This is a genomic window from Streptomyces sp. CNX435 (assembly GCF_059570575.1).
On record NZ_JCANTA010000002.1, the window covers coordinates 693,800 to 712,231 of the forward strand.

Below are 18,432 nucleotides of genomic sequence, written 5' to 3' on the forward strand. Positions count from 1 at the left end.
CGTCGCGCCGCCCCGCGCCGGCGGCAGCCGGGGTCTCCCGCACCGGGTCAGGCGGCGGCCGGCGGTGACTTCTTCGCGGCCTCCTGCTCGGCCTTGACGTCGGGGGCGTAGCGGTCGACGTACTCCTGGTTCGACATGCCGAGGATCTCGTACATGATCTCGTCGGTGACGGCCCGCAGCACGGCCTTCTCGTCCTCCATCCCGGCGTACCGCGAGAAGTCCAGCGGCTCGCCGAAGCGGATCGTCACTCGGCCGAGGCTGGGGACCTTCTGCCCGGGCGGCTGGACTTCGCGGGTGCCGAGCATCGCGCACGGTATGACCGGCACCCCCGCCCGCAGCGCCATCGCCGCGACCCCGACCCGGCCCTTGTACAGCCGACCGTCGTGCGAGCGCGTGCCCTCCGGGTAGATGCCCAGCAACTCGCCCTTGGCCAGCACGCCGAGGCCCTCCTCGATGGCGGCCTGCGCCGCCTTGCGGCCGCGGCGGTCGACCGGGATCTGGCCGATGCTGTGGAAGAACCCCGCGGTCAGCCGCCCCTTGAGGCCGGGGCCGTTGAAGTACTCGGCCTTGGCGAGGAACGTGATGCGCCGTCGGAGCATCACGGGCATGAGGAAGTGGTCGGAGAACGACAGGTGGTTGCCCGCGACGATCGCCGCGCCCTCTTCCGGTATGTGCTCCAGGCCCTCGATACGCGGCCGGAACAGCAACCGCAGCGTGGGCCCGAGGAACACGTACTTGAGCAGGTGGTAGATCAACGCTGCCTCGCCCTTCCCCCGGTCGGTGTCGTGCGCTCGCAGCGTAGCCGCGCGGCGCCCGCCTGGGGGAGAGGTCCGGCAGCGTCAGCGGATCGGAACCCCGGCCAGGGTGCGGGCGATCACCAGCCGCTGGATCTCGCTCGTGCCCTCGAAGATCGTGTAGATCGCCGCGTCGCGGTGCATCCGCTCCACCGGGTACTCGCGGGTGAAGCCGTTTCCGCCGAGGATCTGCATCGCCCGCGCGGTGACGTCCTTGGCCACCTCACCCGCGAACAGCTTCGACATGGAGCCCTCCGCCGAGGTGAACCCCTTGCCGGCGCTGGCCATCCAGGAGGCCCGCCAGACCAGCAGCCGGGCGGCGTCGATCTGGGTGCGCATGTCGGCGAGCTGGAAGGCGATGCCCTGGTTGTCGATGATCGGGCGGCCGAACTGGACGCGCGTCTTGGCGTACTCCAGCGCCGTTTCGTACGCCGCCCGCGCGATGCCCACCGCCTGCGCGCCCACCGCCGGGCGGGACGCCTCGAAGGTGGCCATCGCGGCGTTCTTGACCCGCTCGCCGCCCGACTTCGCCCGCTCGCGCGCCCGGGCCAGCCGCTCCTGCAGCTTCTCCCGGCCGCCGAGCAGGCAGGAGCCGGGCACCCGCACGTCCTCCAGCACCACCTCGGCGGTGTGCGAGGCGCGGATGCCGTGCTTCTTGAACTTCTGGCCCTGCGACAGCCCCGGGGTGCCCGGCGGGACGATGAACGAGGCGTGCCCCTTGGTGCCCAGCTCCGGGTCGACGACGGCCACGACGACGTGCACGCCGGCGATGCCGCCGTTGGTGGCCCAGGTCTTGGTGCCGTTGAGCACCCACTCGTCCTTGGCCTCGTCGTAGACGGCACGGGTGCGCATCGCGGAGACGTCGGAGCCCGCGTCCGGCTCGGAGGAGCAGAAGGCGGCGAGCTTCACGTCGTCCACGTCGCCGTACATCTGCGGGATCCAGGTGCCGATCTGCTCCTCGGTGCCGTTGGCCAGCACGCCGACGGCGGCCAGCCCGGTGCCGACGATCGACAGGGCGATGCCCGCGTCGCCCCAGAACAGCTCCTCCATGACCATGGGGATGCTCAGCCCGGTGGGGTCGAAGTACTGCTGGGCATAGAAGTCCAGGGAGTACAGGCCGATCTTGGCCGCCTCCTGGATCACCGGCCAGGGGGTCTCCTCGCGCTCGTCCCACTCGGCGGCGGCGGGGCGGATCACGTCGGCGGCGAAGCCGTGCACCCACTCCTGGACGGACCTCTGGTCCTCGTTGAGCTCGAACGTGAACTCAGACATTGCGCCTCCGCAGCCTTCGCATTCGTTACTGTCGGTAACGTAAGTCTGTTACCCGCGAGTAGACTCTGTCAACTCCCGTACGACGTCCGAGGCTCCGCGGCGGGGTGCTAGGTTGCGCAAGGCTTCGGGCAGTCGACCAGGCAGGGGAGCGGTTTCATGGACAACCGGCGCGGCGAGAGGGAGCAGGCGACCGAGGACCGGCGCCGCGAACTGCTCGACGCCGCGGACCGGGTCGTCCTGCGCGACGGGCCGGGTGCCTCCATGAACGCCATCGCCGCCGAGGCCGGCATCACCAAGCCCATCCTGTACCGCCACTTCGGCGACAAGGGCGGCCTGTACCGCGCGCTCGCCGTACGTCACACCGACGCCCTCCTCGCCGCCCTGCGCGCCGCGCTCGACGCCCCCACCGGCCGCCGCGAGCGGGTCGAGGCCACCCTGGACACGTACCTCGCCGCCATCGAGGCGCGCCCCCAGGTCTACCGGTTCCTCATGCACCCCGCCGACGGCGGCGCCGCCGACGCCCCGGAGCCGGCCGTGACCGCCGAGCGCGACTTCGAGGTCGGCCGCCACTCCGCGCCGCTGCTCCGGCGCCTCGGCGAGGAGCTGGCCCAGGTCATCGCCGATCGCATCGACTTCGGCCCCGGCGGCGCGGTGACCGCCCGCGCCTGGGGGCACGGCATCGTCGGCATGATGCACGCCGCCGGCGACTGGTGGCTGCGCGAACGGCCCTGCAGCCGCGCCGAGTTGGTGCAGAGCCTCGCCGATCTGCTCTGGGGCCGGCTCGCCGCCGCCGCGGACAAGGCCGGCGGCCCCGGGCTGTAGGGGCGCCGCGGCACGGTCCGCGGGCGCCGCGACGTGCCGCGATTCGGGGCCCGGCGCGGATCTCGATAGGCTGGCCGCTGCCGCGCCGCGCCGCAGGCCGGGCGGCGGACGATGGACGCCGGCGTACCGCGGACGCCGGCGCACCGCGCAGCACCGCGCACGGGCACGCGAGGAGGAGCTACGACGATGGCAGGCAACACGGAACCGCTGTCGCCACGGTCCAAGCTGGCCGTCACGGCCGGCAGGGCGGCAGCAGCGGTGTCCCGCGCCGCGGGCAAAGGCAGCGGCTCCGTGATCGGCGGCAAGGTCGCGCTCAGGCTGGACCCCGACCTGCTCGCCCGGCTCGCCGGCCACCTCGACGTCGTCCTCGTCTCCGCCACCAACGGCAAGACGACCACCACCCGGCTGATCGCGGAGGCCCTGCGCGCCTCCGGGCCGGTCGTGTCCAACGCGCTCGGCGCCAACATGCCCGCCGGCATCACCTCGGCGCTCGCCGGCGGCTCCGACGCCCGCTACGGCGTGATCGAGGTCGACGAGAAGTACCTCGCCACCGTCGCCCGCGACGTCACGCCCAAGGCCATTGCGCTGCTCAACCTCTCCCGTGACCAGCTCGACCGCGCCGCCGAGACCCGCATGCTCGCCGAGCGCTGGCGCGAGGGCCTCGCCGGCAACAAGGCCCTCGTCGTCGCCAACGCCGACGACCCCCTCGTCGTCTGGGCAGCGTCCTCCAGCCCGAACGTCGTCTGGGTCGCCGTCGGCCAGGAGTGGAAGGACGACGCCTGGTCCTGTCCCTCCTGCGGCGGTGTGCTGCAGCGCCCCGGCGAGGACTGGCTGTGCGCCGAGTGCGGCTTCCGCCGCCCCGTGCCCAGCTGGGCGCTCTCCGGCGAGCACGTCCTCGACCCGCACGGGGCCGCCTGGCCGATCCGCCTGCAGCTCCCGGGCCGGGCCAACCGGGCCAACGCCACCACCGCCGCCGCCGTGGCCGCCGCCTTCGGCGTGCACCCGCAGACCGCGCTGGAGCGCATGTGGGAGGTCACGGCCGTCGCCGGCCGGTACGACACGGTGCAGTTCGGCGGTCGCGACCTGCGCCTGCTGCTGGCGAAGAACCCGGCCGGCTGGCTGGAGACGTTCTCCCTGATCGACCCCCCGCCCACCCCCGTGGTGCTCTCCGTCAACGCCCGCGGCGCCGACGGCACCGACACCTCCTGGCTCTGGGACGTCGACTACACCCGGCTCACCGGCCACCCGCTGTACGTCATCGGCGACCGCAAGCTGGACCTCGCCGTCCGGCTGGAGGTGGCGAACCAGAGCTTCCGCGTCTGCGAGCACGTCGACGAGGCCGTCGCCGCCGCGCCGCCGGGCCGGATCGAGGTCATCGCCAACTACACCGCGTTCCAGGACCTGCGCCGCCGCGTCGGCAACTGACCCGTACGAGACGTAAAGGACCGCCCGTATGAACGACGACAGCCTGCGCCTCGTCTGGGTCTACCCCGACCTGCTGTCCACCTACGGCGACCAGGGCAACGCCCTCGTCGTCGAGCGCCGCGCCCGGCAGCGGGGCTACGACGTCACGCGCGTCGACGTCCGCTCCGACCAGCCCGTGCCCGCCTCCGCCGACATCTACCTCATCGGCGGCGGCGAGGACCGCCCGCAGCGGCTCGCCGCTGAGCGGCTGCGCCGCGACGGCGGACTGAACCGGGCCGCCGCCAACGGCGCGATCATCTTCTCCGTCTGCGCCGGCTACCAGATCCTCGGCCACGAGTTCATCAACGACCTCGACCGGCAGGAGCCGGGGCTCGGCCTGCTCGACGTCACCAGCGGCCGCGGCCAGGCCGACCGCTGTGTCGGCGACGTGCTCGCCGATATCGACCCGCAGCTCGGCCTGCCCCAGCTCACCGGCTTCGAGAACCACCAGGGCGTCACCCACCTCGGCCCGACCGCCAAGGCGTTCGCCCGGGTCCGCTTCGGCCACGGAAACGGCACCGGCGACGGCACCGAGGGCGCGTGGAACGGCAACGTCTTCGGGACGTACATGCACGGCCCCGTCCTCGCCCGCAATCCGCAGATCGCCGACCTGCTGATCCGGCTGGCGCTGGAGTCCCCGGGCCTGCCGCCGGTCGACGACCGCTGGTACGAGGCGCTGCGCAACGAGCGCATCGCCGCCGCCAGCGCCGCCCGCTGACCCCGCCGCCGGGCCCGCCCGGCGGCGGGGCCGGGGCACCCCGGCGAACCGCCCGAACACGGCGGGTCTAGCCTGAGTGAGGGCATCACCGGCACAAGGAGCAGCACCGACATGGACCACGGCGGGCACGGCGGCCACCTGGACCTTCCGCCGTTCACCCTGGCGCGCGGGCTGGAGTGGACCGGCGAGCCGGTCTTCCTCGCCGGCTCCCTCGCCGCCCTCGCCCTGTACGGCTACGGGGTCATCCGGCTGCGCCGCCGCGGCGACGACTGGCCGCTGGGGCGGACCGTCGCCTTCGGCGCCGGCGTGCTGACGATCGTCCTCGTCATGTGCACCGGCCTGAACGACTACGGCATGGTCATGTTCAGCGTGCACATGGTGCAGCACATGGTGATCAGCATGCTGTCGCCGATCCTGCTGCTCCTCGGCGCCCCCGTGACTTTGCTGCTGCGCGCCCTGCCGACGGGCCGGCCCCGCTCCGCGGTGGTCTCGCTGTTGCACAGCCGCTATCTGATGGTGATCACGCACCCGGTGTTCACGATTCCGCTGTTCATCGCGAGCCTGTACGCGCTGTACTTCACCCCGCTCTTCGACACCCTCATGGAGAGCAAGGCGGGGCACGTCGGCATGATGGTCCACTTCCTCGCCGTCGGCCTGGTCTTCTTCTGGCCGATCATGGGCGTCGACCCCGGTCCGAACCGGCCCACGCACGTGATGCGGATGCTGACCCTGTTCGCGGGCATGCCGTTCCACGCCTTCTTCGGCATCGCGCTGATGATGGGCAGCGAGCCCATGGTGGACGTCTACAGCAACCCGCCGGCGTCGCTCGGGATCGATGCCCTGGACGACCAGCAGGCCGCCGGCGGCATCGCCTGGGCGTTCAGCGAGATCCCCTCGGTGCTGGTCCTCGTCGCCCTGATCTACCAGTGGTACAACTCCGAACAGCGCCAGGCCAGGCGCAGCGACCGCACCGCCGACCGCGACGGGGACCGCGAGCTGGCCGCGTACAACGCCTATCTGGCCTCGCTCCAGGCTCGCGAGCAGTAGCCGCGCGGCCACGTCACGCAGTCCGCGGGCCCGACCCGCCTACCGCCAGGAACCGCCTGTCAGCACCACACCCAGCGCGGCCAGCCCCAGCACGACCCAGCCGAACCAGAGCCATCCGCTGCTGCCCACCGACACCGTGTACGCCGTGATGACCACGAGACCGGCCACGGTGCTCACGACCATGGCCTTCGCAGAACCGGGCTTTTCCATGCCGCCTCCACCAGCCGCCAGGGACCTCCCCACCATGGTCCCTCGCCGGGCACCGGCGCGATAGTCGAGGGAGGTCGGTCAGCCGGTCAGCAGCGTCCCGCAGCGGGTGCAGCGGACCGGAGGTGCGGTGTCGGCCAACCGTCCGCACTCCGGGCAGACGCGTTCCAGCCAGCACACCGACTCCCCGCCCTCGGGTCCGGCCGTGCCGGTGGTGGCGGGCTCGGCCGTCGTCGCGGGCGTGCCGCCGTCCTCGTCGCCCATCGCCGTCCTCCTCCGGTTCGTACGGGATCACCTGGCCGATTCCGCCTGAAGCCATTCACACCCTGCTCCGCAGAAGCGGCTGGAATTCGAGGCCAGTTCGACGTCAATTCGTTACGGTACCGTAATCTGGATACCTGTCTGCGACTGCATGCAACGGCTCCGGTTGCCGAACCCCGCCGCGCGGCGGCGGGGTTCGGCCGTGACCGGCCCGCGTCGGTGCGCAGAGCCCAGTGCGGCGGCGGGATGACAGGGGTGACGGATGGCGGCCGGCACAGCGACTCTGGAGCGACCCACCTCCTCGGCGACCCCGGCCGTCCGTCGGGCCCCCGCGCGCCTGGTGGAGCGGAGATCGGTCTGGTGGGCCGCCTGCCTGATCTGCGGCGGGTTCGTGGGGCTGCTCCTCGCGGTCATCGGCACGCTGCGCGGCGCGCGCCCGTCGCGGCGCCGGGTGCTGATCGTCGTCTGGGGCACGGTGGTGCAGGCGGTGCTCGCCGGCGCGTTCGCCGTCCTCGGCCTCGGCGGCCGGACGCAGCCGTGCTCGGCCACCGGGGAGGGCGGCGGGCTGTGGCAGACGGCCCGTACGGTGGTCAACGCGCCCGTCTCCGGCGCCGCGTTGCTGTACGCCGCGGGGGAGGGCGGCGAGATGTACCACTGCGCGGCGAACGGCACCACCGCGGTCGTGCTCGACGACGGCTTCGCCCGCGCGGGCACGATGTACGGGACGGTGTTCCTCACCGACCAGCGCGCCGAGACCCAGTCGCCGCGGATGCGGCGGCTCTCGGAGCACGAGGCGCGTCACTCCGACCAGTGGGCGCTGGGGTCGCTGCTGGCGGGTCCGGCCGCGTTCCCCGCGCTGTACGGGGTGGACGAGATGTTCTTCCCCGGTGCGTACAACCACTTCGAGCAGGCGGCGGGCCTGGAGGACGGGGGCTACGACCCGCCGCCGGACAGCCCGCCGGCCGCGGGGCGGCTGGCGGTCCTGTCGGTCGGCGTGCTCGTCGGCTACACCCTGGCCGTCAGCCCGACCCGGCGCCGCAGGCCATCGCGCGCGCCCGCGCGGCCGGAGCCGCAGCCGGAACCGGAACCGGCATCCAAGCCGGAGCCGGAGCAGGCTGCGGCCTCGGTCCCGGCCCCGCGGTGAGGGCCCACCCCCGTGCTACGGCCGCTTCCTCCGGTGCGCGGTGCGGCGCTCAGAACGCGGCGACGGTGTCCGGTGCCCGCTCGGCGCGGCTGAACGCCCGCAGGACCGAGCCCCGCGGCCTTTGCCCTACGGCGTCCGCTCGCCGCGGCTGCCGAGGGTCCTTTCGAACCAGTGGTGTGCGTACGGCTCGTCGTTGAAGGGTTCCACCTCTTCGTAGCCGGACGAGCGGTACAGCCGCACGGCCTCGTCGAGGGCACGGTTGGTCTCCAACCGGAGGGTGCGCACGCCGCGAGCGGCGGCACGCTCCTCCAGCTCCGTCAGCAGCCGCCGCCCGAGCCCGAGGCCGCGCACCGTCGGCGCCACCCACATCCGCTTGACCTCAGCCCGGCGCTCCGGCCGGAACTTCAGTGCGCCGCAGCCGACCGGGTCGGAGTGCAGCGTCGCGACGAGGAACAGACCGGCCGGACGGGTGAGTTCGGCGTCCTCGGCGGAGATGCTGCGGGCCGGGTCGAACCCGCCGTCGAAGCGGCGCCCCAGCTCGGCGACGTACGCCCGCATGCACTGGCGCGCGTCGGGGTGCCGCGGGTCGACGACCGCGACGCGGACCATGGAGGCGACGAGCAGCCGCTCGACCTCCGCCATCGCGGCGGTCAGCCGGTTGCGCTGCCCGCTGCTCAGCGGGCGCAGGATCGAGGCGGCCAGGTCGTCGGAGAGCCGGTCCAGCTCGGCCCGCTCGGCGCGGCCCGCCGCGGTCAGCCGGGCGGAGCGCACCCGGGCGTCGGCGTCGTCGGGACCGACCTCGACGAGCCCGGCGTCCTGCAAGGCGCGCAGCAAGCGGCTGAGATAGCCGGAGTCCAGGTCGAGACGGGAGCGCAGGGCGCGCAGTTCGCAGCCCTGCTCGCCGATCTCCCACAGCACCCGGGCCTGCCCGAGGGGGCGACCGCGGGCGAGGTACGCGTCGTCGAGCGCGCCGACGCGCTGAGTGGCGGTGCGGTTGAACCGCCGCACCTGGTCGACCAGCGCCGGATCCATTCTCTGACCATAGTCAGGGAATGTCGCCGCCTGCCAGCCCCCAAGTGAGTTCGAAAGTTTCGGCCGCCGTACGCCGGCGGTCAGCTCGCGGGCGGCGGCGCGGTGCTGTTGCGGGTGACCAGGCTCGTCGCCAGCTCGACGCGGCGCGTCACCGGCTCGTGGCCGCGGCCGAGGTCGAGCACCAGCCGGGCGGCCGACTCGGCCATCTCCGTCAGCGGCTGCCGCACGGTGGTCAGCGGCGGGCCGATCCAGCGGGCCACCGGCAGGTCGTCGAAGCCGACGACGCTGAGGTCGTCCGGGATACGCAGGCCCAGCGCGCGGGCGGCCTCGTACATCCCGAGCGCCTGCAGGTCGTTGCCGGTGAACACGGCGGTGGGGCGGTCGGGCAGGGAGAGCAGCTCGCGCCCGGCGGCGTAGCCCGCCTCGTGGTGGAAGTCGCCCTCCCGGATCAGTTCGGGATCCACCGGCAGCCCGGCGACGCTCAGCGCCGCGCGGTAGCCGTCGATACGGGCCCGGCTGCACATCATCGCCGGCGGCCCGCCGACGACGGCGATCCGGCGGTGGCCGAGGCCCACCAGGTGGCGCGTGGCGGCCAGCCCGCCCTGCCAGTTGGTGGCGCCGATGGACGGCACGTCCTCGGCGAGGTCGCCGGCCGGGTCCAGCACCACGAACGGGATGCCGCGCCCGGTGAACTGCGCCCGCTGGTCCGCGGACAGGTCCGACAGCACCAGGATGACGCCCGCCGGCCGGCGCGCCAGCACGTCCTCCACCCACGTCTGCCCCGGCGTCAGCCGGCCGGCGCTCTCGGAGAGCACCACGCCGAGCCGCTCGGCCCGGGCCACGTTCTCCACGCCGCGGATGACCTCCATCGCCCACGCGCTCTCCAGCTCGTGGAAGACCAGGTCGAGCAGCGGGGCCTGGCGCGCCCCGCCGCCGCGGCGCCGGTAGCCGTGCTCGCGCAGCAGGTCCTGGACCCGGGCGCGGGTGCCGGGGGAGACGTCGGAGCGGCCGTTGAGGACCTTCGAAACTGTTGACGCCGACACCCCGGCGGCCTCCGCGACGGCCGCCAGCGTGGCGGTGGCCTGCGGCTCCTCGCCGGCCGCGGGGGCCCCTCCGCCGAACTGGACTCCAGCACCACTCATGGCGCGATGGTAGCCCCGCCGCCCCCCGCTGCGCGATGTCTTGACCTTCCCCTGGCCTCACCCTAGGTTGCCCGGAAATATTCGTGACGCTTTACGAAACATTGCCGCTTGCTCGGTGAGGGAAGGCCCCGGAGTGGAGAGCAACGACCCCCGGCACGACCAGTCTGCCGCATCCGGCCCCCCGCCCGGCGAGGCGCTCCCGGCAGACCCCGCCGCCGACGGTGTCAGCAGGCGCTTCGTCCTCGGCGCCGGCTTGGGCCTGGGCGCGCTCTCCGCGACCGCGGGCGGCGTGCTCGCCCTGCCGGTCACCGCCGCCGCCGCGCCGCACTCGGACCCGCCGCGGCCGACCGACCCCGGCGCGTACATCGCCCACTCCCCGGGCCGCGACCGGTTCCCGCTCGTCGCCGGCGACCGGGCCGCGCCGCTGGTGGCCGACGGCGACGACTTCCCCGGCGTGCTGCGGGCATTAGGCGACCTGCGTACGGACCTGGAGCGGGTGACGGGCGTACGCCCCGCGCTCACCCGCGGCCGTCCGCCCGCCGGGCGGCTCGCGGTGCTCGTCGGCACGATCGGCCGCAGCCCGCTGATCGACGGCCTCATCGCCACCGGCAAGCTCGACGTGACCGGCGTCGAGGGCCGGTGGGAGACCTCCCTGCAGCAGGTCGTGGACGCCCCGCTGCCCGGCCTCGACCGGGCCTTCGTCATCGCCGGCAGCGACCAGCGCGGCACCATCTTCGGCATCTACGACGTCTCCCGCGGCATCGGCGTCTCCCCCTGGCACTTCTGGGCCGACGTCCCGCCCCGCCGCCACGACGCGCTCTACGTGCTGCCCGGTCGGTTCTCGCAGGGCACCCCGGCGGTGAAGTACCGCGGCATCTTCATCAACGACGAGAACCCCGCCCTCGGCCGCTGGGCGCCCGGCTTCTTCGGCCCCGGCCACGCCGAAGGCCACCCCGGCGGCTTCAACAGCGCCTTCTTCGCCAAGGTCTTCGAGGCCATGCTGCGGCTGAAGGCCAACTACCTGTGGCCGGCCGTCTGGGGCCGCGCCTTCGCCGAGGACGACCCCGCCAACCACGCCACCGCCACCGAGTACGGCATCGTCATGGGCACCTCCCACGAGGCGCCCATGATGCGGGGCATCGAGGAGTGGAACCGGCACGCCGTCCCCGCCGTGCGCGACGAGAACGGCGACATCGTCACCGAGGGCCACGACCCGTACGGCGGCACGGGGGAGTGGAGCTTCGTCCGCAACGAGGCCGCCATCCGCGCGTACTGGCGCGACGGCATCCGCCGGATGGCCGCCGAGGGCTTCGAGGGCGTGGTGACCCTCGGGATGCGCGGCAACGGCGACACCTCGCTGCCCGACGGCGACGGCATCGAGCTGATGCAGCGCATCATCACCACCGAGCGCGGCATCCTCGCCGAGGAACTGGGCGACGCGGCCGGGGTGCCGCAGGTGTGGACCATGTACAAGGAGGTCCAGCACTACTGGGACAGCGGCATGCAGGCGCCCGACGACGTCACGGTCGTCTTCACCGACGACAACTGGGGCAACCTGCGGCGCGTACCCGACGCGTCGCTGCCGCCGCGCGCCGGCGGGTACGGGCTGTATTACCACTTCGACTACGTCGGCGGCGGCCGGAACTACAAGTGGGTCGACACCGCAAACCTCGCCAACACCTGGGAGCAGCTGCACCAGACGTACGCGTACGGCATCCGGCAGCTGTGGGTCGCCAACGTCGGCGACCTGAAGTCCAACGAGCTGCCCACCCAGTACTTTCTGGACTACGCCTGGAATCCCGGCCGCTGGCCGGTGGAGAACCTGCCCGAGTGGGAACGCCGCTACGCCGCCGAGAACTTCGGCCCCCGGCACGCCCCCGAGATCGCCGAGGTCCTGCACGAGTACGGCCGCCTCCAGGCCCGGCGCAAGCCCGAGCTGCTCAACCGCCGCATCACCCGCGACCCCGCCAGGGACCCGGCCACCGACCCCGCGGCCATCGTCTACGACGACCAGGCCACCCCCTTCAGCCGCGTCAACTACCACGAGCTGGACCGCGTCACCGACGAGTGGCAGGAGCTGGCGCGCACCGCGGACCGCGTCGAAGCCCGGCTGGACCGCGCGGACCGGGCGGCGTACTTCCAGCTCGTACGCTACGCGGTCCGCGGCACCGCGGTCGTCTACGCGCTGCGCCGCGCGGAGTTCACCAACCTCCTCTACGCCGCGCAGGGCCGCGCCGCCGCCAATCAGCTCGCCGCCGAGACCGACGCCCTCTTCGCCGAGGACCAGGCGCTCGCCGACTACTACAACCACACGCTCTCCGACGGGAAGTGGAAGGGCTTCCAGACCCAGCCGAAGATCGGTTACGGCGACGTCGAGCGCTACGGCCCCAACGCCCCCTGGCAGCAGCCCGAGAAGGACAACGAGGCGCTGCCCGACGAGGTCTTCCCCGCCGTCGAGCGCATCGACCCCGCCGCCGGAGCGGTGCTCGGCGTGGCCGTGGAGGGCTCCGAGAAGTGGTGGCCGGAGGCCGCCGGGCCCGCGGTGCTGCCCGTGGTGAGCCCGTACGACAGCGGTCCCGCCCCGTACATCGAGGTCTTCAACCGCGGCCGCAGCCCCTTCGGCTACGAGATCGAGCCGGCCGTGTCCTGGCTGCGCGCCGACCGCCCGCGCGGCCGTCTCACCACCCAGATCCGCGCCGGGCTGCGCGTCGACTTCGCCCGTGCGCCCAGGGGCACCACCACCGTGCCCATCCTGGTCACCGGCGCCGGCCGCACCGTGGAGGTGCACGCCCGGGTGCACCGCCCGTCCGTGCGCCACTCCGCGCTCGCCGGGTCCGTCGAGGCGGGCGGCTGCGTCTCGGTGGAGGCCGACCGGCACACCCGCGCCGTCCCCGCCGGCGGCGTCGCCTGGCGCCGTATCCCCGACATCGGGCGCACCGGCAGCGGCATGGCACCGTACCCGGTCACGGCCGCCCCGCGGCCGGCCGGCCAGGGGCCGCGGCTGGAGTACACGATGACGCTGTTCACCACCGGCACGCTGCGCGTGGCCGCGTACCTCTCGCCGCGCAACAGCGTCCTCACCCCCGACGGTCTGCGCTACGCCGTCGCCTTCGACGACGACGCCCCGCAGACGGTGAACGTCACCCGGGTCACGGGCGCGGACGACGGCCGGATGAACAAGCAGTGGGAGCGCAACACCTCGGACAACGCCAACGTCACCGTGACCGAGCACCGCGTGACCCGGCCGGGCCAGCACGTGCTGAAGCTGTGGATGGTGGACCCGACGGTGGTGGTGCAGAAGCTCGTCGTCGACACCGGCGGCGTGCGCCACAGCTACCTCGGCCCGCCGCCCAGCACGTACGTGAAGCGCTGAGGGTGCAGTCTGCCAAGACGTCCGGCGCCAGGGATCGGCCCGGAGGCGCAATTCGTCTCGACTTCCCGACTACACCGGAAGAATGACCCGCGGAGCACGGCCGGATTCCTCTCGTACGAAATCCGCCGGGTACGCCCGGGTACGCCGCTCCGCGGATGACGAAGGGACGTGCCGAGATGCCGTAAGAAGGTGAAATCTACGGCCATCGCCGCCACTTGTGGGCCCCGTAGCGCCCTCCTACACTCGGGCCGACCCTTACCGGGGTCTGCGCAGTAGTGCTCGATTCTCACACCAAGAGGAGGGCTCCCCGCATGCTGCGAAAGCTGGGTATCGGCATTATGGCCGCTGCCGCAATCGTCACCCTGTCCTCGGCCCCCGGGGCCACCGCCGCCCCCGCTCCCGCACCGGAGCGCGTGGCCGCCACCACGCTGTACTACGACGACAGCCAGGCCGGCGAATTCAAGGACGCCGTCGCGGCCGGCGCCGAACAGTGGAATTCCACCGTGGAGAACGTCACGTTGGTGAAGGCCCCGGCCGGCACCCGTGCCGAGATCCGCGTCATCGCCGACGACGGCTGGCCACGGGCCACCCTCGGCCCGGTCCGCCCCGGCGGGAGCGCCACGGTCTGGTTCGGCCGCCAGGCGGTCGACGAGGGCTACGACACCACCCGCATCGCCGCGCACGAACTGGGCCACAGCCTCGGCCTGCCCGACGTGAAGCCGGGCCCGTGCTCGTCCCTGATGTCCGGCTCCACCGGCGGCGTGGACTGCACCAACGCCGTCCCGAACGCCTCCGAGCGGGCCCAGGTGGAGGCCAACTACGGCGGCGGCGCCGCGAGCCGTATCCCGATGGACGGGCGGATCATCGTCGACGCGCCCTGAGCACCGGCACGTACGGCACGTACGGCACACAGCCACGACGCACGAGGGCCCCGTGGCCGGGGAGGCGACTCCCAGGCCACGGGGCCGCGGCACGTACCGCACGGGCGCCTTCCCCGCCGGTGCGCCGGCTCAACCGCGCGACCTGCGCATGAACCGCCCCCGTACCCACCAGCGGAGCCCGTGTGTGAGGGTGGGGCCCATGCCGAACACGCCGACCTTCGTCCTCGTCCACGGGGCGTTCGCGAACTCCTTCTCCTTCGCGCCGCTGCAGGCGGAACTCGCCCTGCGCGGACACCGCTCCCTCGCGGTCGACCTGCCGGGCCACGGATTCGCGGCCACGTTCCCCGCCGCCTACCAGGCCCCGCAGGACCTCGACGCGCTCGCCGCGGAGCCCGGGAGCATCGAGGGGGTCACGCTCGCCGACAACACCGCCCACCTGATCGGCGTCCTGGAGCGGGCGAAGCGCAACGGGCCCACGATCCTTGTCTCGCACAGCAGGGGCGGCCTCACCGCCACCGCCGCCGGCAACGCCCGCCCCGACCTGATCGACCGCATCGTCTACGTCGCCTCCTGGTGCCCCGTCGAACTCGACGTGAGCGACTACTACGGCGAGCCCGAGATGGCCGGCGTCGACCCGGGCGCCTTCGCCCGCGCCCTCGTGGGCGACCCGGCCGCGCTCGGCCTGATCCGCACCAACTTCCGCACCGCGGACCCCGACGCGCTCGCCGCGTTCCGGCACGCCTTCGCCGCCGACCTCACCGACGACGAGTTCCGGACCTTCCTCAGCACCTTCCAGCCCGACGAGAACCTCGACGTCGGCTCGTCCGCGGACCGCGCGCAGGCGGACACGTGGGGCAGGATCCCGCGCACCTACGTGCGCCTGGCGGACGACACCAGCATGCCGCCCGCCGTCCAGGACCGGCTGATCCGCGAGGCCGATACGCTCACCCCCGGCAACCCCTTCGACGTGCACACCGTCCCCGGCGGTCACCTGCGCTGGCTGGTACACCCCGGGCCGGCCGCCGACGTGCTGGCCGGCCTCACGGCCGACTGACCGCGAGCCCGGAGCGCCGAACGCTCACCAGCCGACGGCCACCCCCGGCAGCCCTCAGCTCTTGATCGCGCCCTGTGTGATGCCGTTGACGAAGCTGCGCTGGAACGTGAGGTAGACCAGCACGATCGGGGCTATGACGATCAGGCTGGCGGCGGCGAGAAGGGGGATGTTCGTCGAGTACTGGCCGACGAAGAGCCCGAGACCGGTCGGCGCGGTGCGGCGGTCCGGGTCCTGCATCATCACCAGCACGAGCAGGAACTGGTTCCAGGACCACATGAAGTACAGGACACACAGCGTGGTGATGGCCGGCCACGAGATCGGCAGCAGCACCCGCACCAGCACCGAGAGATCCCGGGCGCCGTCGACGCGCGCCGCCTCGACCAGCTCCCCGGGGATAGCGGAGAAGTGCGACTGCATCCAGTACACGCCGAACGGCATGAACAGCGCCACCTCGGCGAGGATGATGCCGATGTACGAGTCGGTGAGCCCGATCTCGCGCAGGTTGTAGTAGAGCGCCACCACCACGAGTTCCACCGGCAGCGTCAGCCCCAGCACGAACCCGGCCGACAGCGTGCGGTTCCCCCACGCCTTGAGCACGGTCAGTCCGTACGCGGCGAGCGTCGCCAGCGTCACCGCCAGCGGTACCACGCAGACCGCGATCAGCAGGCTGGACCGCATGAGGTTGCCGAAGTTGCCCCGTTCCCAGGCCTCCTGGAAGTTCCCCCAGGACCAGTCGCCGGGGATGCTCAGCCCGCCGACCTGCTCGTCCTGCGGGTGCAGGGCGGCCAGCACGATGCCGGCGAACGGCAGCAGCACCATGACGGCCATCGCGATGAGGACTCCGTAGCGCAGGCTCGTGCCCCGGGCCGGCACGCCGCTCCGGGCGCGCGTGCCGCGGGTCTTGGGCCCGGGCCGGGCGCTCACATCGCCGCTCATGCTCGACTCCTGTCCCTGGCGAGGTATCGGATGGCGCTGACGACGGCGACGACGAGCACGGTCAGCACGACGGCGAGCGCGCTGGCGCCGCCGATGTCCCCCTCGTTGAACGCCAGCCGGTACACGAGCAGGGCGGGTACGTTCGTCTGCCCCACCGGGCCGCCGTTCGTCGTGACGAAGACGAGGTCGAAGCTGGCCAGGGCCGCGATCGTGGTGATGACCCCGGCGATCGTGATCTCCTGCCGCAGCCCGGGCAGGGTGACGTGGCGGAACTGCTGGAACGGGCCCGCGCCGTCGAGGACGGCCGCCTCGTAGAGCGCCGTGTCGATCTTCTGCGCGCCGGAGAGGAAGAGCATCATGCACAGCCCGCTCATCGTCCAGGTCCCGATCAGCCCGAGCGCGATCAGCGCCAGGTCGTAGTCGCCGAGCCAGGGCCGGGTCAGCGAGCCGAGGCCGGCCAGGTCGAGGAGCTGGTTGATGACGCCGGACTCGCTGTAGAGCCAGCGCCAGGTGACGCCGACCGCGACCAGCGGCAGCACCTGTGGGAGGAAGAAGACGACCCGGAAGAACGTCATCCCCTTACGCACCTTGCCCAGCAGCAGGGCCGTCATGAGCAGCCCGACGACCACCGGCACGAACGAGAAGAAGACGATCAGCACGAGGCTGTGCAGGATCGCCTCGTAGAGCGCCTCGTCCTGGAAGATCCGGGTGTAGTTGTCGAACCCGGCCCAGGTCGGGGCCAGCACGCCGTCCCACTCGAAGAAGGACAGGCGCAGCGTGTTCAGCGCCGGCCAGATGGCGAACCCGAGATATACGCCGAGCGCCGGCAGCACGTACAGCCAGCCGCGCCACCGCCGCCCGCGCCCGGGGGCGCGGCGTGCGCGGCCGGGCGCGGCGCGGCGCCCGCCGCGGGCCTCTGCGGCCCGCGGCTTGGCGACCGGCGTGCTCAGGTCATGAGCCATGGTGCTCGTTCCACGACTCCTGCAGCGAGCGCAGGAAGTCGTCGGGGGTGGTCTTGCCGTTGATGAGGCCCTGGATGCCGGGTGTCAGCTTGTCGATCATGCCGGGGGAGGCGAAGTCGGGGAACGGGACGATGCCGTCGGCCTGCGCCACCGGCGCGAAACCGGTCGCGATCTCGTTCCGTACGCCCTCGGCGCCCAGCTCCGCCTCGGTGTCGACCGGCATGAACCCGCTGTCGAACTGGATCTTCGCCGCCTCCGGCGAGCTGAGGTAGTCGAGGAACGCGGCGGCCTCGTTGGGGTGCTCCGACTTCGAGGAGATGGCGTACGCGACGCTGGCGCCGGAGGCGACCTTCGGCGTGCCGCCCTCGGGGGAGGGCATGAGGAAGAAGCCGACGTCGTCGCCCATCTCGGCCTCCAGCGCCGCGGCGGCCCAGTTGCCGGTGACGAGGAAGGCGCTCTTGCCCGCGGCGAAGTCCGCCTGCGCGTCGGTGTCGGCCGTGGCGTTCGCCGACTCGCGCGCATAGCCCTCGTCCACCCAGCCGGCGAGCTTCTCGGCGGCTTTGCGCGCGTCCTCGTTCTCGATCGTGGCGCCCGGCTTGCCGTACACCCAGTCCCGGTACGAGTCGACGTCGCCGGTGACGTTGAGCAGCGCGTTCCACAGCTGGAAACCGCCGACCTGGAGCGCGCCGAGGCTCAGCGGGGTCTGCCCGGCGTCCTTCACCCGCCCCATCGCGTCCTCGAACTCCGCCAGCGTCCCGGGCACGTCCTGCACACCCGCGTCGGCCAGGGCCGACTTGCTGTAGAACACGCCGAGGACGGAGAGGCCGCCGGGCGCGGCGTAGAGACTGCCGGTGCCGAACTGCTTGGCCGACTTGTCGGAACTCAGCACCTCCAGGCTCGCCGGCGGGAACTTGTCCTGCCACCCGTACGCCTTCGACCAGGGGCCGAGGTCCTGGATGAGCCCGGCGGGGACCAGGGAGTTCATCGCGCCGGGGTTGTACTGCGCGAGGTCCGGCGGGTTGTCCGACGACATGCCCAGCTTGATGGACTTGACGTAGTCGTTGAACGGCGTCAGCTGGGTCTTGATCGTGATGTTCGGGTGCTTCTTCTCGAAGCCGTCGACGAGTGCCTCGGTGGGCGGGTCGTTGGTGAAGGCGAGGGTGAGCGTCACGTTGTCGTCGGAGATCTTCGTCGACGCGTCGACGTCGTTGGTGTCCCCCTCCGCTCCGCCGCTTCCCGCGCAGGCCGTCAGGGCGAGTGCCGCCGCGGTGCCGAGGGCCGCGAGCGCCTGCTTCCGGGCTGGTGCCGTCATCCGCATGACAG

17 protein-coding genes are annotated in these 18,432 nt (G+C 72.7%); 8 read left to right on the forward strand and 9 right to left on the reverse strand.

All coding sequences use genetic code 11. The annotated features are described in order from the left end of the window. Positions 1 to 47 precede the first annotated feature (47 nt). Positions 48 to 755, reverse strand: coding sequence for a lysophospholipid acyltransferase family protein (locus T328_RS06320; RefSeq protein WP_496494853.1), 708 nt, complete (start codon positions 753 to 755; stop codon positions 48 to 50). 84 nt (positions 756 to 839) lie between these two features. Further along, entirely contained in the window at positions 840 to 2,066 is a 1,227-nt protein-coding gene (locus T328_RS06325; protein ID WP_496494854.1) for an acyl-CoA dehydrogenase family protein, read from the reverse strand. A gap of 156 nt (positions 2,067 to 2,222) precedes the next feature. On the opposite strand from T328_RS06325, the gene T328_RS06330 reads away from it, so the two are divergent. From T328_RS06330 to T328_RS06345, 4 genes are all read left to right on the forward strand, one after another. Then, positions 2,223 to 2,888 carry a TetR/AcrR family transcriptional regulator gene (locus tag T328_RS06330; RefSeq protein WP_496494855.1) on the forward strand — a complete coding sequence of 222 codons (666 nt, stop codon included), beginning with the start codon at positions 2,223 to 2,225 and terminating at the stop codon, positions 2,886 to 2,888. Between the two features lie 186 nt (positions 2,889 to 3,074). After that, a complete protein-coding gene (locus T328_RS06335) occupies positions 3,075 to 4,313 on the forward strand; it encodes a DUF1727 domain-containing protein (protein WP_496494856.1) in 1,239 nt (412 codons plus the stop codon). 28 nt (positions 4,314 to 4,341) lie between these two features. Further along, positions 4,342 to 5,070, forward strand: coding sequence for a type 1 glutamine amidotransferase (locus tag T328_RS06340; RefSeq protein WP_496494857.1), 729 nt, complete (start codon positions 4,342 to 4,344; stop codon positions 5,068 to 5,070). Between the two features lie 111 nt (positions 5,071 to 5,181). Continuing rightward, on the forward strand, positions 5,182 to 6,117 hold the full coding sequence (locus T328_RS06345; protein ID WP_496494858.1) for a cytochrome c oxidase assembly protein: 936 nt from the start codon (positions 5,182 to 5,184) through the stop codon (positions 6,115 to 6,117). A 39-nt stretch (positions 6,118 to 6,156) separates the two neighbouring features. On the opposite strand, the gene T328_RS06350 is transcribed toward T328_RS06345, so the two are convergent. Then, positions 6,157 to 6,327 (reverse strand): hypothetical protein, encoded by a 171-nt coding sequence (locus tag T328_RS06350; RefSeq protein ID WP_027757629.1) that lies wholly within the window; start codon positions 6,325 to 6,327, stop codon positions 6,157 to 6,159. Between the two features lie 78 nt (positions 6,328 to 6,405). After that, positions 6,406 to 6,588, reverse strand: a complete 183-nt coding sequence (locus tag T328_RS06355; protein WP_496494859.1) for a hypothetical protein — start codon at positions 6,586 to 6,588, stop codon at positions 6,406 to 6,408. A 259-nt stretch (positions 6,589 to 6,847) separates the two neighbouring features. On the opposite strand from T328_RS06355, the gene T328_RS06360 reads away from it, so the two are divergent. Next, complete coding sequence (locus tag T328_RS06360) at positions 6,848 to 7,729, forward strand: hypothetical protein (RefSeq protein WP_496494860.1); 882 nt, start codon at positions 6,848 to 6,850, stop codon at positions 7,727 to 7,729. A gap of 126 nt (positions 7,730 to 7,855) precedes the next feature. Here T328_RS06360 and T328_RS06365 read toward each other — a convergent pair whose 3' ends face one another. Continuing rightward, positions 7,856 to 8,761: a bifunctional helix-turn-helix transcriptional regulator/GNAT family N-acetyltransferase gene (locus tag T328_RS06365; RefSeq protein ID WP_496494861.1), complete on the reverse strand. Its 906-nt coding sequence runs from the start codon at positions 8,759 to 8,761 to the stop codon at positions 7,856 to 7,858. Between the two features lie 80 nt (positions 8,762 to 8,841). Next, on the reverse strand, positions 8,842 to 9,903 hold the full coding sequence (locus T328_RS06370; protein ID WP_496494862.1) for a LacI family DNA-binding transcriptional regulator: 1,062 nt from the start codon (positions 9,901 to 9,903) through the stop codon (positions 8,842 to 8,844). Between the two features lie 133 nt (positions 9,904 to 10,036). On the opposite strand from T328_RS06370, the gene T328_RS06375 reads away from it, so the two are divergent. The 3 genes from T328_RS06375 (at position 10,037) to T328_RS06385 (ending at position 15,211) form a co-directional block, all read left to right on the forward strand. After that, a complete protein-coding gene (locus T328_RS06375) occupies positions 10,037 to 13,276 on the forward strand; it encodes a glycosyl hydrolase 115 family protein (RefSeq protein WP_496494863.1) in 3,240 nt (1,079 codons plus the stop codon). 311 nt (positions 13,277 to 13,587) lie between these two features. Then, the gene (locus T328_RS06380) at positions 13,588 to 14,157 is read left to right on the forward strand and encodes a snapalysin family zinc-dependent metalloprotease (RefSeq protein ID WP_496494864.1); all 570 of its coding nucleotides are present in this window, start codon (positions 13,588 to 13,590) and stop codon (positions 14,155 to 14,157) included. Positions 14,158 to 14,356: 199 nt separating this feature from the next. Beyond that, entirely contained in the window at positions 14,357 to 15,211 is an 855-nt protein-coding gene (locus tag T328_RS06385; RefSeq protein ID WP_496494865.1) for an alpha/beta fold hydrolase, read from the forward strand. A gap of 54 nt (positions 15,212 to 15,265) precedes the next feature. Here the strand turns inward: T328_RS06385 and T328_RS06390 are convergent, their stop codons facing one another. Genes T328_RS06390 through T328_RS06400 form a run of 3 tightly spaced genes read right to left on the reverse strand, consistent with a single transcriptional unit; the run spans position 15,266 to position 18,421 of the window. After that, on the reverse strand, positions 15,266 to 16,147 hold the full coding sequence (locus tag T328_RS06390) for a carbohydrate ABC transporter permease (protein WP_496494866.1): 882 nt from the start codon (positions 16,145 to 16,147) through the stop codon (positions 15,266 to 15,268). Further along, entirely contained in the window at positions 16,144 to 17,109 is a 966-nt protein-coding gene (locus tag T328_RS06395) for a carbohydrate ABC transporter permease (protein WP_496494867.1), read from the reverse strand. Before T328_RS06395 ends, T328_RS06390 begins: the two co-directional genes overlap by 4 nt. Beyond that, positions 17,099 to 18,421 carry an ABC transporter substrate-binding protein gene (locus tag T328_RS06400; protein ID WP_496494868.1) on the reverse strand — a complete coding sequence of 441 codons (1,323 nt, stop codon included), beginning with the start codon at positions 18,419 to 18,421 and terminating at the stop codon, positions 17,099 to 17,101. Before T328_RS06400 ends, T328_RS06395 begins: the two co-directional genes overlap by 11 nt. Positions 18,422 to 18,432 lie beyond the last annotated feature (11 nt).

Bases quoted from the DNA above. Each gene is read 5' to 3' on its own strand.
- T328_RS06325 (WP_496494854.1), bottom strand. From the start codon at position 2,066: ATGTCTGAGTTCACGTTCGAGCTCAACGAGGACCAGAGGTCCGTCCAG.
- T328_RS06330 (WP_496494855.1), top strand. From the start codon at position 2,223: ATGGACAACCGGCGCGGCGAGAGGGAGCAGGCGACCGAGGACCGGCGC.
- T328_RS06335 (WP_496494856.1), top strand. From the start codon at position 3,075: ATGGCAGGCAACACGGAACCGCTGTCGCCACGGTCCAAGCTGGCCGTC.
- T328_RS06340 (WP_496494857.1), top strand. From the start codon at position 4,342: ATGAACGACGACAGCCTGCGCCTCGTCTGGGTCTACCCCGACCTGCTG.
- T328_RS06345 (WP_496494858.1), top strand. From the start codon at position 5,182: ATGGACCACGGCGGGCACGGCGGCCACCTGGACCTTCCGCCGTTCACC.
- T328_RS06350 (WP_027757629.1), bottom strand. From the start codon at position 6,327: ATGGAAAAGCCCGGTTCTGCGAAGGCCATGGTCGTGAGCACCGTGGCC.
- T328_RS06355 (WP_496494859.1), bottom strand. From the start codon at position 6,588: ATGGGCGACGAGGACGGCGGCACGCCCGCGACGACGGCCGAGCCCGCC.
- T328_RS06360 (WP_496494860.1), top strand. From the start codon at position 6,848: ATGGCGGCCGGCACAGCGACTCTGGAGCGACCCACCTCCTCGGCGACC.
- T328_RS06365 (WP_496494861.1), bottom strand. From the start codon at position 8,761: ATGGATCCGGCGCTGGTCGACCAGGTGCGGCGGTTCAACCGCACCGCC.
- T328_RS06370 (WP_496494862.1), bottom strand. From the start codon at position 9,903: ATGAGTGGTGCTGGAGTCCAGTTCGGCGGAGGGGCCCCCGCGGCCGGC.
- T328_RS06380 (WP_496494864.1), top strand. From the start codon at position 13,588: ATGCTGCGAAAGCTGGGTATCGGCATTATGGCCGCTGCCGCAATCGTC.
- T328_RS06385 (WP_496494865.1), top strand. From the start codon at position 14,357: ATGCCGAACACGCCGACCTTCGTCCTCGTCCACGGGGCGTTCGCGAAC.
- T328_RS06390 (WP_496494866.1), bottom strand. From the start codon at position 16,147: ATGAGCGGCGATGTGAGCGCCCGGCCCGGGCCCAAGACCCGCGGCACG.
- T328_RS06395 (WP_496494867.1), bottom strand. From the start codon at position 17,109: ATGGCTCATGACCTGAGCACGCCGGTCGCCAAGCCGCGGGCCGCAGAG.
- T328_RS06400 (WP_496494868.1), bottom strand. From the start codon at position 18,421: ATGACGGCACCAGCCCGGAAGCAGGCGCTCGCGGCCCTCGGCACCGCG.